This window comes from Streptomyces sp. NPDC030799, from assembly GCF_055572255.1.
In genome coordinates, this window is sequence record NZ_JBVIDS010000001.1 from 283,675 (window position 1) to 299,590 (window position 15,916).

General features: G+C 71.3%; 11 protein-coding genes. 8 read left to right on the forward strand and 3 right to left on the reverse strand.

Features of this window, described 5'->3' with window-relative positions:
* Positions 1 to 3: 3 nt before the first annotated feature.
* The 8 genes from ACZ41I_RS01215 to obgE all read left to right on the forward strand — a co-directional run bounded on the left by ACZ41I_RS01215 (position 4) and on the right by obgE (position 10,909).
* A complete protein-coding gene (locus ACZ41I_RS01215) occupies positions 4 to 1,116 on the forward strand; it encodes a hypothetical protein (RefSeq protein ID WP_468512885.1) in 1,113 nt (370 codons plus the stop codon).
* Between the two features lie 46 nt (positions 1,117 to 1,162).
* On the forward strand, positions 1,163 to 1,939 hold the full coding sequence (locus tag ACZ41I_RS01220) for a TIGR03936 family radical SAM-associated protein (RefSeq protein WP_363214819.1): 777 nt from the start codon (positions 1,163 to 1,165) through the stop codon (positions 1,937 to 1,939).
* 262 nt (positions 1,940 to 2,201) lie between these two features.
* A complete protein-coding gene (locus tag ACZ41I_RS01225; RefSeq protein WP_468512886.1) occupies positions 2,202 to 6,620 on the forward strand; it encodes an Rne/Rng family ribonuclease in 4,419 nt (1,472 codons plus the stop codon).
* 108 nt (positions 6,621 to 6,728) lie between these two features.
* Positions 6,729 to 7,481: a phosphocholine cytidylyltransferase family protein gene (locus ACZ41I_RS01230; protein WP_399769075.1), complete on the forward strand. Its 753-nt coding sequence runs from the start codon at positions 6,729 to 6,731 to the stop codon at positions 7,479 to 7,481.
* Positions 7,469 to 8,530, forward strand: a complete 1,062-nt coding sequence (locus ACZ41I_RS01235) for an iron-containing alcohol dehydrogenase family protein (protein WP_399769078.1) — start codon at positions 7,469 to 7,471, stop codon at positions 8,528 to 8,530. The genes ACZ41I_RS01230 and ACZ41I_RS01235 overlap by 13 nt, the downstream gene beginning before the upstream one ends.
* A 191-nt stretch (positions 8,531 to 8,721) precedes the next feature.
* The gene (gene rplU / locus ACZ41I_RS01240; protein WP_003990208.1) at positions 8,722 to 9,042 is read left to right on the forward strand and encodes a 50S ribosomal protein L21; all 321 of its coding nucleotides are present in this window, start codon (positions 8,722 to 8,724) and stop codon (positions 9,040 to 9,042) included.
* A gap of 14 nt (positions 9,043 to 9,056) precedes the next feature.
* Complete coding sequence (gene rpmA, locus ACZ41I_RS01245) at positions 9,057 to 9,311, forward strand: 50S ribosomal protein L27 (protein ID WP_023550764.1); 255 nt, start codon at positions 9,057 to 9,059, stop codon at positions 9,309 to 9,311.
* A gap of 152 nt (positions 9,312 to 9,463) precedes the next feature.
* Entirely contained in the window at positions 9,464 to 10,909 is a 1,446-nt protein-coding gene (gene obgE, locus ACZ41I_RS01250; protein ID WP_363219394.1) for a GTPase ObgE, read from the forward strand.
* Between the two features lie 100 nt (positions 10,910 to 11,009).
* Here the strand turns inward: obgE and galU are convergent, their stop codons facing one another.
* The 3 genes from galU to ACZ41I_RS01265 form a co-directional block, all read right to left on the reverse strand.
* Positions 11,010 to 11,924 carry a UTP--glucose-1-phosphate uridylyltransferase GalU gene (gene galU / locus ACZ41I_RS01255; RefSeq protein WP_468512887.1) on the reverse strand — a complete coding sequence of 305 codons (915 nt, stop codon included), beginning with the start codon at positions 11,922 to 11,924 and terminating at the stop codon, positions 11,010 to 11,012.
* A gap of 28 nt (positions 11,925 to 11,952) precedes the next feature.
* Positions 11,953 to 14,256, reverse strand: a complete 2,304-nt coding sequence (locus tag ACZ41I_RS01260; RefSeq protein WP_468512888.1) for a bifunctional glycosyltransferase/CDP-glycerol:glycerophosphate glycerophosphotransferase — start codon at positions 14,254 to 14,256, stop codon at positions 11,953 to 11,955.
* Between the two features lie 225 nt (positions 14,257 to 14,481).
* Positions 14,482 to 15,582 carry a phage baseplate protein gene (locus tag ACZ41I_RS01265; protein ID WP_363218443.1) on the reverse strand — a complete coding sequence of 367 codons (1,101 nt, stop codon included), beginning with the start codon at positions 15,580 to 15,582 and terminating at the stop codon, positions 14,482 to 14,484.
* Between the last annotated feature and the right edge of the window lie 334 nt (positions 15,583 to 15,916).

The window sequence follows — 15,916 nt, forward strand, 5'->3', positions numbered from 1 at the left end:
GGTATGGAACTGCACAAGCCGCCTCCCCGGCCCCGGCAGCCCGAAGGGTGCCTCACCGTGGCGATCCGCGTCCCCCTGCGGATTTTCGTCCTGGTGCTGGTGGTGCCGGTGCGGATGGCGTGGGACGCGCTCGTCGTTACCGGAAGGTTTCTGCGGGACACCGTGTTCAGGCCGCTCGGCCGGGCGCTGCTGTGGGTCGGAAAGGCCCTGTTCGTCTGGCCGTTCGTGGGCCTGTGGCGCTATGTCCTGGTCCCCGTCGGCAAGGCGCTCGCCTGGCTCGGGACCGTCCTCGTCGTCGTACCGGCCGGGTGGCTGTACCGGTCCGTGCTCACGCCCGTCGGGCTCGCCCTGGCGTGGCTGGCGCGCGGGGCGGGCGCCGGGCTCGGCTGGGTGTACGCGCGCCTGCTCACGCCCGTCGGGCGCGCGGTCACCCGGCTGCTCAAGGGCATCGGCGCCGCGCTCGCCGCCCTGGGCATCGGCGTGTGCACGGCCGTCGCCCGGCTGGTGCGGTATCTGCTCGTCGTGCCCGCGCGATGGGTGTACGAGTGGATCCTCGCGCCCGTCGGACGTGCCGTCGCCCGGTGCGTACGCGGGCTGGGGTGGCTGCTGGGCCTGATCGCCACGGGTATCGGCGTCGCCCTGTACTGGACCCTGCGCGTGCTCCTCGTCCTGCCCGCCCTCGCGCTGTGGCGCTGGGTCCTCGCGCCCGTCGGCCGGTTCCTCGCCGTCGTGGCGCGGGAGATCGGGGACGCCCTCGGGCACGCCTGGCGGATCGCCGGACGCATCTCGCGGGCCGTCGGCCGGGCGCTCGGGACCCTCTTCCGGTGGATCTTCGTGGAGCCGGTGCGCTGGGTGTACCGGACCGTCCTCACCCCGGTCGGCCACGTCGTCCGGGACGCGGTCCTGCGGCCCGTCGCCGAGGGCGCCCGCGTGGCGGGCCGGGCCGTGCGCGAGGCGCTGGCCAGTGCCCGAGACACCGTACGACAGGCCCGCGCGGACTTCCGGCGGATGCTGTTCGGCGAGCCCCGGCAGCCGGCCGCCATGGACCGGCGGGAACCTCACGGGCCCGCGACACGTAGTCTTGGTAGCAGTACGACCGCACTCACGAAGGACTAGGACACTGGGCAAGCGACAGCCCGAAGGCCCGCCGCCCGCACCCGCGGTGCAGCGCATCCGACTGCGCTACACCAAGCGCGGCCGCCTGAGGTTCACCAGCCACCGAGACTTCCAGCGCGCCTTCGAGCGGGCGCTGCGCCGTGCCGAGGTGCCCATGGCGTACTCGGCCGGGTTCACGCCCCACCCGAAGGTGTCGTACGCCAATGCCGCACCCACCGGCACGGGCAGTGAGGCGGAGTATCTGGAGATCGCGCTCACCGCACCGCGCGACCCGGAGACGCTGCGCGTCCTCCTCGACGAGTCGCTGCCCGCCGGGCTCGACGTGATCGAGGCGGTCGAGGCGCGGACCTCGGGCCTCGCCGACCGGCTCACGGCCTCCGTGTGGGAGCTGCGGCTGGACGGCGTCGACCCGGCCGACGCCGAGCGCGCGGTCGAGGCCTTCACCAGGGCCGAGACCGTCGAGGTGCAGCGGATGACCAAGAACGGCGTCCGCACCTTCGACGCCCGCCCGGCCGTGGTGAGCCTGGAAACGCACGGTTCACCGGCTGATAGGCCTAGCGACCAGCCCTGTGCGATACTGCGGCTGGTTGTTCGGCACGTGACGCCTGCCGTACGACCCGACGACGTCCTGTCCGGTCTCCGCGCCGTGGCCGACCTGGCGCCGCCGGTCCCCGCAGCGGTGACCAGGCTGGCGCAGGGGCTGTTCGATGAAGAGACCGGCACGGTGACCGACCCGCTCGCGCCCGACCGCGAGGCAGCCGAGGCCCTGACGGCCCAGCCGGCTGCCGCCGCGACGGCGCCGACGCCGGAAGGTTCCGCGTAGGGACGGACGTCGTAGCGCCGCCCTTGTACTCGGGAGCCACCTGGGTCGGGCAGCGCACCGACCAGAAGACTTTCGCCAGGCCGTACCGACAAGGCGTACGGAACCGGCGAGACAGGACACAGAGTGCTCCCGTGCGGCGCCCGCGCCCCGGACGGCGGCCATCGCGGATCACGCGGGCCGCGGACGTCAACGGCGGACGGTCCACCGAGACCGTCGCCGGACCAGGCGCGGCGCCCGGGAGCCTGACGGGAGAAACGCCCGCATGCTCGAGCCGACCGAACCCCGTGAGGGTTCCGAACCGAACACTCCGAGCGACACCCTGCCGCCGCGCAGGAGTCGCCGTGCCGCCTCCCGCCCGGCGGGCCCGCCCGCCGGCGCGGAGGCACCCGCCGAGGTGACCGTGCCGGCCATACCGGCCGCGGACTCCGACGAGATCACCGTGGCTGCTGCGGCGGAGGGCACCGACGAGGCCGTAGCCGCAATCGAGGCCGAAGAGGCTGTGGAGGCCGACGTGGAGAGCCCCGAGACCGCAGAGCCCGTCCCGGCGCCCGGCGCCGAGGAGGCCGCTCCCGCAGGCCGTCCGCGCCGTCGGGCCACGCGCCGTGCGTCCGCGCCCGCGGGGGCGCCGTCGGCCACCGAGGCCGTCGAGACCGTCGTACCGGCCACGCCCGCCGCCGGGACCGAGAAGCCCGCTGCCGTCGCAGAGGGCGGCGAGGTCGTCGTCGGCGAGGAGGCCGCCCCGCGCCGTACCCGCCGCCGCGCCACGCGCAGCGTGTCCGCGCCGACCGGTGCCACCGGAGCCCCGGAGGCTCCCAGCGCCGCCGCTGCCGCCACGGAGGAGGCCGCCGAGGCCACGGTCCCCGCCGAGGCCGCCGCTCCCGCCGAGGCCGCTCCCGCCGAGGCCGCGCCCGCCGGCCGCCCGCGCCGCCGGGCCACACGCCGCGCTTCCGCGCCGGCCGGGGCGCCCGTGTCCGCCGAGGCCGCGGAGACCGTCGTACCGGCCACCGCCGCGCAGGCCGCGCCCGCTGCCGCTGCGGCCGCGGCCGCCGAGGCCGGCCGGACCCAGGAGGAGCCTGCCGCCGCCGAGATGCCGGCCCCGGCCCAGGAGGCCGCGCCCGCCGGCCGTACCCGCCGTCGTGCCACCCGCCGCGCGTCCGCGCCCGCCGGGGCACCGAAGGCCGTCGCCGAGGAAGCCCCGGCTGCCGCTGCCGCAGAGGCGGCCCCCGCTGCGGCCGAGGTGAGCGGTGCCGCCGAGGAGGCCGCCCCGCGCCGTACCCGGCGCCGGGCCACACGCCGCGCGTCCGCGCCCGCCGAGGCCGCCGCCGCTCCCGTCGCCGAGGCCGAGCCGACCGCGGCCGAGGCCGCGCCCGCCGGTGCCGGCGCGCAGACCCCGGAGGTCCCCGCCGCCACGCCCGCCCCCGCCGCCCCGTCGGCCCCCGTCGAGGAGGCCGCTCCGCGTCGTGCCCGGCGCCGGGTCGTGCGCCCCGTGTTCGGGTTCTCCGAGCCCGCGCAGCCCGCGCCGGCCGCCGAGTCCGGGGACGCCGAGGGCGAGTCTCCGCGTCGGCCCGCCCGGCCCGCCGTCGCCGTCTTCCAGGCGCCGGTGTTCACCGAGCCGAAGTTCCAGACCCCCGAGCGCGCCGCCGCCCAGGCTGCCGCGGAGGCTGCCGAGACCGCCGGGGCGGAGGAGCCCGAGGAGCCCGAGGAGTACGCGGAGGAGCGCGCCGAGACCGGCCCGCGCCGCCGCCGTCGTCGCCGGGGCGCCGCCGTCGCCGAGGAGCCGGAGACCGTCCAGGCCGCCGAGCCCGAGGAGACCGAGCAGGCCCAGGAGCCCGTCGAGGACCTCGCCGAGGGCGAGGAGGCCGAGGAGACGGAGGGCGCCGAGGGCTTCGAGGAGTCCGGCTCGCGCCGCCGTCGCCGTCGTGGCGGCCGTCGCCGTCGCCGCGGTGACGCCGCCGAGGGCGAGGGCGCGGACGCCGAGGCCGATGAACTGGCCGCCGAGCAGGCCGCGCAGGACGCCGAGGACACCGCCGAGCAGGAGGAAGAGGACGCCGAGGAGGACCGGGACGAGGCCGCGTCCTCCAGCGCCGGTAGCCGGCGCCGCCGCCGGCGTCGTCGCCGGGCCGGTGACACCGCCCTCGACACCGAGCCGTCCGCCGACGACCCCGAGCGTACGGTCGTCAAGGTCCGCGAGCCGCGCAAGCCCAGCGAGCCGTCCGACGAGGTGCAGTCCATCAAGGGCTCGACCCGTCTGGAGGCCAAGAAGCAGCGCCGCCGCGAAGGGCGCGAGCAGGGCCGCCGGCGTGTTCCGATCATCACCGAGGCCGAGTTCCTGGCCCGCCGTGAGGCCGTCGAGCGCGTGATGGTCGTGCGCCAGCACGGCGAGCGCACCCAGATCGGCGTCCTGGAGGACGGCGTGCTCGTCGAGCACTACGTCAACAAGGAGCAGGCGACGTCGTACGTCGGCAACGTCTACCTGGGCAAGGTCCAGAACGTGCTGCCGTCGATGGAGGCCGCGTTCATCGACATCGGCAAGGGACGCAACGCCGTTCTCTACGCCGGTGAGGTCAACTTCGAGGCGCTGGGCATGGCCAACGGCCCGCGCCGCATCGAGTCCGCCCTGAAGTCCGGCCAGTCGGTCCTCGTCCAGGTGACGAAGGACCCGATCGGGCACAAGGGCGCGCGTCTGACCAGCCAGGTCTCCCTGCCGGGCCGCTACCTCGTGTACGTCCCCGAGGGCTCGATGACCGGCATCAGCCGCAAGCTGCCCGACACCGAGCGGGCCCGGCTGAAGACCATCCTCAAGAAGATCGTCCCCGAGGACGCGGGCGTGATCGTGCGCACCGCCGCCGAGGGCGCGAGCGAGGACGAGCTGCGCCGGGACGTCGAGCGGCTGCAGGCGCAGTGGGAGGACATCCAGAAGAAGTCGAAGAACGGCAACGCCCCGTCGCTGCTGTACGGCGAGCCGGACATGACCGTCCGGGTCGTGCGCGACATCTTCAACGAGGACTTCTCCAAGGTCGTCGTCAGCGGTGACGAGGCCTGGCAGACGGTCCACGGGTACGTCTCGCACGTGGCCCCGGACCTCGCGGGCCGGCTGCAGAAGTGGACCTCCGAGGTCGACGTCTTCGCCACCTACCGGATCGACGAGCAGCTCGCCAAGGCCCTGGACCGCAAGGTCTGGCTGCCCAGCGGCGGTTCGCTGGTGATCGACCGGACCGAGGCGATGGTCGTCGTCGACGTCAACACCGGCAAGTTCACCGGTCAGGGCGGCAACCTGGAGGAGACGGTCACCAGGAACAACCTGGAGGCGGCCGAGGAGATCGTGCGCCAGCTGCGGCTGCGCGACCTCGGCGGCATCATCGTGATCGACTTCATCGACATGGTCCTGGAGTCCAACCGCGACCTGGTGCTGCGCCGCCTGCTGGAGTGCCTGGGCCGCGACCGTACGAAGCACCAGGTGGCCGAGGTGACCTCGCTGGGTCTGGTGCAGATGACCCGCAAGCGGGTCGGCCAGGGCCTGCTGGAGTCCTTCTCCGAGACCTGTGTCCACTGCAACGGCCGTGGTGTCATCGTGCACATGGAGCAGCCGACCGCCGCCGGCGGCGGTGGCGGCAAGCGCAAGAAGCGCGGCCGGGGCGGTGACGTGCAGGAGCACGTGCACGAGACCGCCGCCGTGGCCGTGGAGACCGGCGAGGCCGTCGAGCCGGAGGTCGAGACGGCCGTCGAGGTGGCCGCCGAGGTCGCCGAGCCCGTCGCGCTGCCCGCGCCCGACTTCGCCCCCGACGAGGAGCTGTACAGCAGCGTCGCCGAGGCGGAGGCGGCGGCCACCCGTGGCCGCACGCGGCGCCGGGCGAGCCGCCGGGCCTCGGCTCCGGCGGGCGCTCCGAAGGCGGAGCGGGCCGCGAAGGCTCCTCGGGAGGAGGCCCCGCAGCCCGAGGCCGCGCAGGAAGAGGCCCCGACGACGGTGGCCGCCGAGGCGCCGACCGCACAGGAGGTCACCGCCGAGGAGGCGGCGTCGCGTCCCGTGCGTCCGGAGCCGGCCGCCGAGGCCCTGGCTGAGCCCGCGGCCGTCGAGGACCAGGTGGTTCCGGCACCGCAGGCCGAGGCCGCCGAGGAGGCGGCACCCAAGGGCCGTACGCGCCGTCGTGCGACCCGGAAGGTGTCGGCGCCAGCCGGTTCCCCCGCGGGCGCCGAGGCGGCTGTGGTGACGGTGCCCGAGACCGCGCCCGCGGCCGAGGCCCCGGTGGCACAGCCCGAGCCGCAGCCCGAGGCCGCGGCTCCGGCCGAGGAGGCGCCCGCCGAGAGCGCCGCCCCGGCCCGCCCGCGCCGCCGTGCCGTACGCGTGGCCAGCGCTCCGACCGCGTCCGAGGAGACGGCCGTCGTGGTCGTCCCGTCGGCCGCGGCGGAGGAGGCCCCGGTCGCCGAGGAGACGGCCGAGGAGGCCGCTCCGGCCAAGAAGGCGGCCCGCAAGACCGCCAAGAAGGCCACGGCGAAGAAGGCCGCCGCCAAGAAGACCGTGGCGAAGAAGACGACGGCCAAGAAGACGGCCGCCAAGAAGACGACGGCCAAGAAGGCGGCGAAGACCGCCAAGACGGCCGCCGCGAAGTCGACGGCGAAGAAGACCGCGGCGGCTCCGCAGACGGTGTCGTCCGCGTCGTCCGCTTCTTCCGACGACAGCTGACCTGTTGCCGCGACACGGTGTGGCCCTGTCCACCTCAGGACAGGGCCACACCTGTTTGCCGTCGGGCCGAGCCACCGTGCCACATGTGAAACAAAGGAGAGAACCGCGATGATAGGCCTCGTGCTGGCGGCTGGTGCCGGACGGCGTCTTCGCCCCTACACCGACACTCTGCCCAAGGCCCTCGTGCCCGTCGGGGCGGAGGACGCACCGGACGTCCTCACCGTCCTCGATCTGACGCTCGGCAACTTCGCCGAGGTGGGTCTGACCGAGGCCGCGATCATCGTCGGCTACCGCAAGGAGGCCGTCTACGAGCGCAAGGCGGCTCTGGAGCAGAAGTACGGCCTCAAGCTCACCCTGATCGACAACGACAAGGCCGAGGAGTGGAACAACGCCTACTCCCTGTGGTGCGGCCGTGACGCCCTCAAGGACGGCGTGATCCTCGCCAACGGGGACACCGTGCACCCGGTCTCCGTCGAGAAGACGCTGCTCGCCGCGCGCGGTGAGGGCCGTCGCATCATCCTCGCCCTGGACACGGTGAAGAACCTCGCCGACGAGGAGATGAAGGTGGTCGTCGACCCCGAGAAGGGCGTTCGGCGGATCACCAAGCTGATGGACCCGGCCGAGGCGACCGGCGAGTACATCGGCGTCACGCTCATCGAGGGCGACGCCGCCGAGGAGCTGGCCGACGCCCTGCGGGCCACGTTCGAGCGTGACCCGCAGCTGTACTACGAGGACGGCTACCAGGAGCTGGTCGACCGGGGCTTCAAGATCGACGTTGCGCCGATCGGCGACGTGCCGTGGGTCGAGATCGACAACCACGACGACCTCGCCCGGGGACGGGAGATCGCATGCCGGTACTGACCAGGCTGATTCCCTCGCCGGTCGTCGTGGACATCCGCCCGGGTGCCCTGGACGACCTGGCGAGCGTCCTCGCCGACCAGCGCATCTCGCACTCCGGCCGGCTCGCCGTCGCCGTCAGCGGCGGCTCGGGTGCCAGGCTGCGCGAGCGCATCGCCCCGTCACTGCCCGGCGCCGGCTGGTACGAGGTCGGCGGCGGCACCCTCGACGACGCCGTCCGGCTGGCCGACGAGATGAAGTCCGGCCACTACGACGCGGTCGTGGGGCTCGGCGGCGGCAAGGTCATCGACTGCGCGAAGTACTCCGCGGCGCGCATCGGACTGCCCATGGTCGCCGTCGCCACCAACCTCTCCCACGACGGCATCTGCTCGCCCGTGTCCATCCTGGACAACGACGCCGGCCGCGGCTCGTACGGCGTGCCCACCCCCATCGCCCTCCTCATCGACCTCACGGTGATCCGCGAGGCTCCGATCCGGTTCGTGCGCTCGGGCATCGGCGATGCCCTGTCCAACATCTCCGCGGTCGCGGACTGGGAGCTGTCCAACCGCGTCAACGGCGAGAAGCTCGACGGCCTGGCCGCCGCAATGGCCCGTCAGGCGGGCGAGGCCGTGCTGCGCCACCCGGGCGGATGCGGTGACGACGGGTTCCTGACCGTGCTGTCCGAGGGACTGGTGCTGTCGGGCGTCGCCATGTCGATCGCCGGACACACCCGCCCCTCGTCGGGTGCCTGCCATGAGATCAGTCACGCGCTCGACCTGCTGTATCCGAAGCGGGCGGCGAGCCACGGCGAGCAGGTGGGCCTCGGTGCCGCCTTCGCCACGCACCTGCGGGGCGATCACGAGGGCTCCCGGCTGATGGCCGACGTGCTGCGCCGGCACGGGCTGCCCGTCGTGGCGGAGGAGATCGGCTTCAGCGACGACGAGTTCGTCCGGGCCGTGGAGTTCGCCCCGGAGACCCGGCCCGGCCGCTACACCGTCCTGGAGCACCTGGAGCTGTCGCCGAGGGGCATCAGGGAGGCGTACGCGGACTACGTCGCCGCGGTCGCTGCATGAGGCCGACGCCCAGTTTGACCCCTACGGCCGTGCCCCGTAACCTTGACCGTCGGCGTGTCCACTGAGCACGCCACATCCCCGTAAACCTCTTCCTCCCGGGCACTGGGTTGGCCGGGAGAGGTCGTCCATGGCGTTTCTGGGCGGCTGGCCTGCGGGGGTGCCGGTTCTGAACGAGCGAAAGAGAGATCCGCGTGTACGCCATCGTGCGCAGCGGTGGTCGCCAGCACAAGGTTGCTGTCGGCGACATCGTTGAGGTTGACAAGATTTCCACCGCCAAGGTTGGCGACACGGTCGAGCTCTCGACCCTGCTCGTTGTCGACGGCGACGCTGTGACCAGTGACCCGTGGGTGCTGGCCGGCATCAAGGTCCAGGCCGAGGTCGTGGACCACCACAAGGGCCAGAAGATCGACATTCTGCGCTACAAGAACAAGACCGGCTACCGTCGTCGTCAGGGCCACCGCCAGCAGTACACGGCGATCAAGGTCACTGAGATCCCCACGGCTGCGAAGTAAGGGACTGAGAACAGATGGCACACAAGAAGGGCGCATCGTCCACCCGGAACGGTCGCGACTCCAACGCCCAGCGGCTCGGCGTGAAGCGCTTCGGCGGTCAGGTCGTGAACGCGGGTGAGATCCTGGTCCGCCAGCGCGGCACCCACTTCCACCCCGGCGCCGGTGTCGGCCGTGGCGGCGACGACACGCTGTTCGCCCTGCAGGCCGGTGCGGTGGAGTTCGGTACCCACCGTGGCCGCAAGGTCGTGAACATCGTTCCGGTCGCCTGAATCGGCTGATTCAAGGAGCCTGAGCCAGGCTCCGACCGAACGCTTTCGCGAGGCGGACCTCACTTCCCGGTCGGGAAGGCGGGTCCGCCTTTCGCGTGTTGACCCTGGTGTCAACGACTGCACATACCCGCACTATCTGGAGGCACTGAACCATGACCACCTTCGTGGACCGCGTCGAACTGCATGTCGCCGCGGGTAACGGAGGTCACGGCTGTGCCTCCGTACACCGCGAGAAGTTCAAGCCGCTCGGCGGCCCGGACGGCGGCAACGGCGGACGCGGCGGTGACGTCATCCTGACCGTCGACCAGTCGATCACGACGCTGCTCGACTACCACCACTCGCCGCACCGCAAGGCCACCAACGGCAAGCCCGGTGAGGGCGGCAACCGCTCCGGCAAGGACGGCCAGGACCTGATCCTGCCGGTGCCGGACGGCACCGTCGTCCTGGACAAGGCGGGCAACGTGCTCGCCGACCTCGTCGGCCACGGCACCTCGTACATCGCCGCCCAGGGCGGCCGCGGCGGCCTCGGCAACGCGGCGCTGGCCTCCGCCCGCCGCAAGGCGCCCGGCTTCGCGCTGCTCGGCGAGCCCGGTGACCTGCACGACATCGTCCTGGAGCTCAAGACCGTCGCCGACGTGGCGCTGGTCGGCTACCCGAGCGCCGGCAAGTCCTCGCTGATCTCCGTGCTCAGCGCGGCCAAGCCGAAGATCGCCGACTACCCCTTCACGACGCTCGTGCCGAACCTCGGTGTCGTCACCGCCGGTTCCACCGTCTACACCATCGCCGACGTGCCGGGTCTGATCCCCGGTGCCAGCCAGGGCAAGGGTCTGGGCCTGGAGTTCCTGCGGCACGTGGAGCGGTGCAGCGTGCTCGTGCACGTGCTGGACACCGCGACCCTGGAGTCCGACCGTGACCCGGTCTCCGACCTCGATGTCATCGAGGAGGAGCTGCGGCAGTACGGCGGCCTCGGCAACCGGCCCCGGATCGTCGTCCTGAACAAGGTCGACGTACCGGACGGCAAGGACCTCGCCGAGATGGTCCGCCCCGACCTGGAGGAGCGCGGCTACCGCGTCTTCGAGGTGTCGGCGGTCGCACACATCGGGCTGAAGGAGCTGTCGTACGGGCTCGGTGAACTGGTCGCCAAGGCACGCGCCGCGAAGCCCAAGGAGGAGGCGACGCGGATCGTCATCCGGCCGAAGGCCGTGGACGACGCGGGCTTCACGGTCACCCGCGAGGAGGTCGGCGGGGAGCCGCTGTTCCGGGTGCGCGGCGAGAAGCCCGAACGCTGGGTGCGGCAGACCGACTTCAACAACGACGAGGCGGTCGGCTACCTCGCCGACCGGCTCAACCGCCTCGGTGTCGAGGAGCAGCTGATGAAGGCGGGTGCCCGCTCCGGCGACGGCGTGGCCATCGGTCCCGAGGAGAACGCGGTCGTGTTCGACTGGGAGCCGTCGGTCACGGCCGGCGCGGAGATGCTCGGGCGCCGTGGCGAGGACCACCGATTCGAAGAGTCCCGCCCCGCCGCCCAGCGGCGCCGGGACCGGCAGGCCGAACGCGACGAGGCCAGCCGGGAGTTCGACGACTTCGAGCCGTTCTAGCAGCCGTTCCAGCCCGCCCGCCGCGCGGAGCAGGGGAAACGAAAGAGGGCGGGCCGGAGGTGATCCTCCGGCCCGCCCTCTCATCTTCTCGGTGCCGGCGTCAGCTGTCGTCGCCCGTCAGCTCCTGGCCGACATAATCGCGAAGCCAGGTCCGGAAGCCCGGGCCCAGGTCTTCACGTTCGCACGCGAGTCTGACAATGGCACGCAGATAGTCGCCCCGGTCGCCGGTGTCGTAGCGGCGGCCCTTGAAGACGACACCGTGCACCGGGCCGCCGGTCTTCTCGTCCGTCGCGAGCTGCTGGAGCGCGTCGGTGAGCTGGATCTCGCCGCCGCGGCCCGGCTCGGTCCTGCGCAGCACGTCGAAGACGTGCGGGTCGAGGACGTAACGGCCGATGACCGCGTAGTTCGACGGGGCGTCCGCCGTGTCCGGCTTCTCGACCAGACCGGTGACCCGCACGACGTCACCGTCGGTGGTCGCCTCCACGGCCGCGCAGCCGTAGAGGTGGATCTGCTCGGGCGCGACCTCCATCAGGGCGATCACGCTGCCCCCGTGCTGCTCCTGGACCTCGATCATGCGCTGCAGGAGCGGGTCGCGCGGGTCGATCAGGTCGTCGCCCAGGAGCACCGCGAAGGGCTCGTGGCCGACGTGCGGGGCGGCGCACAGCACCGCGTGGCCCAGCCCCCTGGGGTCTCCCTGGCGCACGTAGTGCATGGTCGCCAGGTCGCTGGACTCCTGCACCTTCGCGAGCCGTTCGGCGTCACCCTTCTTGCCGAGCGCCGACTCCAGCTCGTAGTTGCGGTCGAAGTGGTCCTCCAGGGGACGCTTGTTGCGCCCCGTGATCATGAGGACGTCGTCGAGCCCCGCCGACACGGCCTCCTCGACCACGTACTGGATCGCCGGCTTGTCCACGACCGGCAGCATCTCCTTGGGAGTGGCCTTGGTCGCCGGCAGGAACCGGGTACCGAGACCTGCCGCCGGAATGACGGCCTTGGAGAGGGTGGGGCGGGAAACCATGTGGTGCTCGTCTCTTTCCTTCTGCACGTCAGGCGCCGATGAGGCCACGCTCGCCGGTCGGCTGCTGCGGAATACGTGCCTTGGCGAAGGCAGCCGGCGCGGGTGCCGGAGTCCGCTCGTCCAGGGGCAGCACGGCAGGGGTGGGCTCCTGGCCGAGGAACAGGCGCCGCACCACGCGCTCCGCCGCGTTCCCGTCGTCGAACTGCACGAACCGCTCGCGGAACGCCGCCCGCAGTTCGGCGGCCTTGCCGCTGTTCCAGGCGCCGGAACGGAAGACCTCGATCAGCTCGTCCTCGGTGGTCGCGGTCGCGCCCGGGGTCTCGCCCGGCTCGCCGGAGAGAATGTCGAAGTAGACGCCGCGGGCCTTGCGGTAGACCTCCCAGTCGTCCGCGTAGGTGACGATCGGGCGGTCGAGGCAGGCGTAGTCGAACATGATCGAGGAGTAGTCCGTGATCAGCGCATCGGCGGCCAGGCAGAGGTCCTCCACCACCGGGTACCGCGACACGTCCTTGATCAGGCCGCGCTCCTGCAGCGCCTCCAGCCGGGGGTCCGCGCCGTAGAAGTAGTGCGTGCGCACGAGGACGACGTGGTTCGGGCCCAGCTCGCGGCAGAACCGCTCCAGGTCGATGCGGGGCACATAGCCCTTCTGGTAGTCGCGCACCGTCGGGCAGTAGAGGATGGCGGTCTTGCCTTCCTCGATGCCGAGTTCACGGCGAATCCGCAGGACGTCGTCCGCGGTGGCCCGGAAGTAGACGTCGTTGCGCGGATAGCCGTACTCGATCGCCTCGAACGCGCAGGGGTACACCCGCTCCCAGATCTCCGTGGAGTGCTGGTTGGAGGTCAGGCTGAGGTCCCACTTGTCGGCCCGCTCCAGCATCTTGGCGAAGCTCATGCCCTTGGCGGCCGCGGGGTACTTCTGCTGGTCGATCCCCATCTGCTTGAGGGGGGTGCCGTGGTGCGTCTGCAGGTGGACCTGCTCCGGGCGCTTCACGAAGTTGTTGGGGAAGTTGACGTTGTTGACGAGGTACTTGGCGCGTGCCATGACCTCCCAGTAGCGGGGCGAGTTCGCCACCACGTAGTCCACGCCCGCCGGGACGGTGTCCACCGCGTCGCGCTTCACGATCCAGACGCCGTGGACGTTCGGGGCGAGTTCCTTGGCCTTGTGGTAGATGGCCGCGGGGTTGCAGGCGACGCCGCGGTTCCAGTAGGCCGCGTAGACCGCGAGGTTCTCGTCGACGGGGCGTCGCAGATGCAGCTGGTAGAGCCGGTTGTAGGCGGTCTTGCCCAGCTTGGTCTTGACCTTGGCGGCCCGCTTGATCACCTGGCGACGGGTGTTGCCGGCGGCGATGACCGCCGCGTACGCCGTGTAGGAACCGCGCTCCAGCAGCTGGAACCTGGTGCCCTGCGAGCCCTCCGGAAGGACGAAGCCCTTCGGCTTGAAACGCTTGTACTGGGCGGCCGACAGCTTGAAGAACTCCACCCGGTCCTTGGGGACGATGCGGTCCTCACGGGCCAGGGTGAACAGGAAGTGGCTGGCCATGCGCTCGAACAGCAGCGGACGCACCGGCTCGGTGTGGGGATTCTCGTCGAGGAACTCGAAGAGCCGGGCGTACTGCTCGAAGATCCCGAAGTGCTTGCGGCCGGGCGTGCGCATGGAGTTGCCCTGGCGGCGCTGGCGGTACTCGACGCAGACGTGGTCGGTGGCGGCGATGCGCTCCGCGGTCAGCATGGTCTTGTAGACCATGAGCGCGTCTTCGTAGATGCCGTCGGTGAAGGTGAAGTTGTGCTCGTCGACGTAGAACTCACGGCGGTACGCGCGGTTCCACACCACGGCGAACATGTTGAGGTACTCCGGCCGCTCCAGGGCCGTGAAGACGTCCGTGCCGGCGGCGGCGAGCATCTCGCCGGCCGCGCTCGCCTGGACGCGGTTGTTCCAGTACGTGCGGACGTGGTTGAGCAGCAGAATGTCGGGGTTGTCCGTGACCTCCAGGCGCTCGGCTATCGCCTGCAGTGCGCCTTCGGCGAGGGTGTCGTCGCTGTCGAGGAAGAGGATGTACTCGCCGCGCGCCTTCAGTGCACCGGCGTCCCGGGCCTTTCCGATGCCCCGGTTCTCCTCGAAGTGCACCGGTATGACGCGCTCGTCCAGGGCGGCGTATTCGTCGAGTATGCGGCCGCAGGAGTCGGGGGAGTGGTCGTCGACGGCGACGATCTCGAAGTCCTCGAAGGACTGGGAGAGAATGGAGTCCAAGCACGCTCGCAGATACCCCTGAACTTTGTAAACAGGGACAACCACGCTTATTTTCGGCGAAGCGCTTCCATTCGCGAGGGGCATGCTTGGGGCTCCTGGACTGTCGGTTCAGACGCGACCGCGTCCCGCTGCTGGGCCGCGGGACGGGAGGCGAGAAGGCACAAGGAGTGCGAGGTTAACGTTGATTTAAGCCTACCCCAACGTGACTGGTGGGATGTTCTTACCGCGCTCCGCCCGCCGCTGGTCAGTCGGGGTGTGGCAAGGCTCACCCCGACCTCCGCACGTCTTCGTATCGGACACGTCTTCGTATCAGACCAGCGCGTCCTTGTAGTAGATGCTCGCCCGCTTGCTCTGGTCGGTGTCCGAGGTGTACGACGCGAAGCCGCTGCACAGCCGCAGCGCCGACGGGTTGGCGGGGTCGGGGATCTGGATGGCCATGCCCTCGGGCTCGCGGTAGAGCAGGGAGGAGGCGGCCTTGGTGAGCTTCTGCTCCGTGACCGTGCCGGTGTTCCAGTCCACGGTGGTGATGTAGGCGTTGCCGTCCGGCGAGACCGAGCCGTTGCTGCCGTAGGCGGAGCCGGCCAGCAGATAGAGGTAGCTGCCGTAGCTCGTGAACCCCTGGAAGACGTCGGTGTAGCCGGGCTGCAGGTCGGCGGGCTGGGCGACGTCGGCGAGGGGAGTCCTGCCGCCCGACTTGAAGGCGGCGAGGTCGTACAGGCGGAAGCGGAAAACCCCGTTCACACGGCAGCGGACCGCGAGCCGGTTGGTGACCGGATCGACGGCGCAGGTGGTGCGGTCGACGCCGCTTTCCAGGGTGTACTGGGTGAGCGCGGGGGAGTTCGCGGTGAGCACCGACCCGTTGGCGAACTCGAACCGGGCGAGCCGGTCGCCCCAGCCGGTGTAGGTGCCGTCGGAATTCGCGGTACGGATGTTGTGCGTCTCGGTCCACAGATATGAGCCGGACGTGGTGGATTCGACGCCGATCTGCACACCGTGTCCGAATCCGCGCAGATACATCGTGCCGAGAATGTTCCCGGAGAGGTCCAGCCGGGTCAGGACGAGGTCGCCGTTGGCCTCGCGGTCGGCGCCGGAGTACGTCTGCGTCTCCCCGGGGAGCTGGAGTCCCCCGTCGACCAGCTGCACGGTGAAGACATGCCCGCGGGTGTTGTCGAAGGCGAAGGACTGCAGCACGCGGGTGCCGGTCAGCTGCACTTCGCGCAGCAGCATGTCGGAGGGATCGCTCAGGTCGAACCGCTTGCTCGCGGTGACCGAGCCGGGCGTGACGTCGCCCTGGGAGGACGTGCGCCGGGCGTGCGCGACACCCTCGGCCACGCCGACGGCGACGAGCGGAACGGCCGCCGCGCCGACGACGGCGCCTCCGGCGCGCAGAAAGCGTCTGCGATCGAGCATGGCGGTGGAAACCCCCCAAGACCAAAAGAGAAAAGCGCCGATCTCCGCGCCTTTGGCAGGCAAAAGGGACATGCCGCACCAAGGGGAAGTCGGCTGGATTGCCGGCCGGTCATTAAAGCACCTGTGAATCGATTGCGACAGGGATGGCGGAATCAGATATTCCGTTGGTCACGGCAGCGCAAAGCTTCCGCCAAGGTGCCCACGATGTTTGACGGATAGCGATCCGCTTTGACTAGAAATGGTGCGATTAAGTATCTGGTTAATCTCCGCCAACGCGTGTTCGCCATGTGTCGGCTTTGTGCTGCCTACGTGCCACGGACCCGCTCTTTGTGAC

Coding starts and splice junctions, on each gene's coding strand:
- ACZ41I_RS01215 (WP_468512885.1), top strand. CDS start 4: ATGGAACTGCACAAGCCGCCTCCCCGGCCCCGGCAGCCCGAAGGGTGC.
- ACZ41I_RS01225 (WP_468512886.1), top strand. CDS start 2,202: ATGCTCGAGCCGACCGAACCCCGTGAGGGTTCCGAACCGAACACTCCG.
- ACZ41I_RS01230 (WP_399769075.1), top strand. CDS start 6,729: ATGATAGGCCTCGTGCTGGCGGCTGGTGCCGGACGGCGTCTTCGCCCC.
- ACZ41I_RS01235 (WP_399769078.1), top strand. CDS start 7,469: ATGCCGGTACTGACCAGGCTGATTCCCTCGCCGGTCGTCGTGGACATC.
- rpmA (WP_023550764.1), top strand. CDS start 9,057: ATGGCACACAAGAAGGGCGCATCGTCCACCCGGAACGGTCGCGACTCC.
- obgE (WP_363219394.1), top strand. CDS start 9,464: ATGACCACCTTCGTGGACCGCGTCGAACTGCATGTCGCCGCGGGTAAC.
- galU (WP_468512887.1), bottom strand. CDS start 11,924: ATGGTTTCCCGCCCCACCCTCTCCAAGGCCGTCATTCCGGCGGCAGGT.
- ACZ41I_RS01260 (WP_468512888.1), bottom strand. CDS start 14,256: ATGCCCCTCGCGAATGGAAGCGCTTCGCCGAAAATAAGCGTGGTTGTC.
- ACZ41I_RS01265 (WP_363218443.1), bottom strand. CDS start 15,582: ATGCTCGATCGCAGACGCTTTCTGCGCGCCGGAGGCGCCGTCGTCGGC.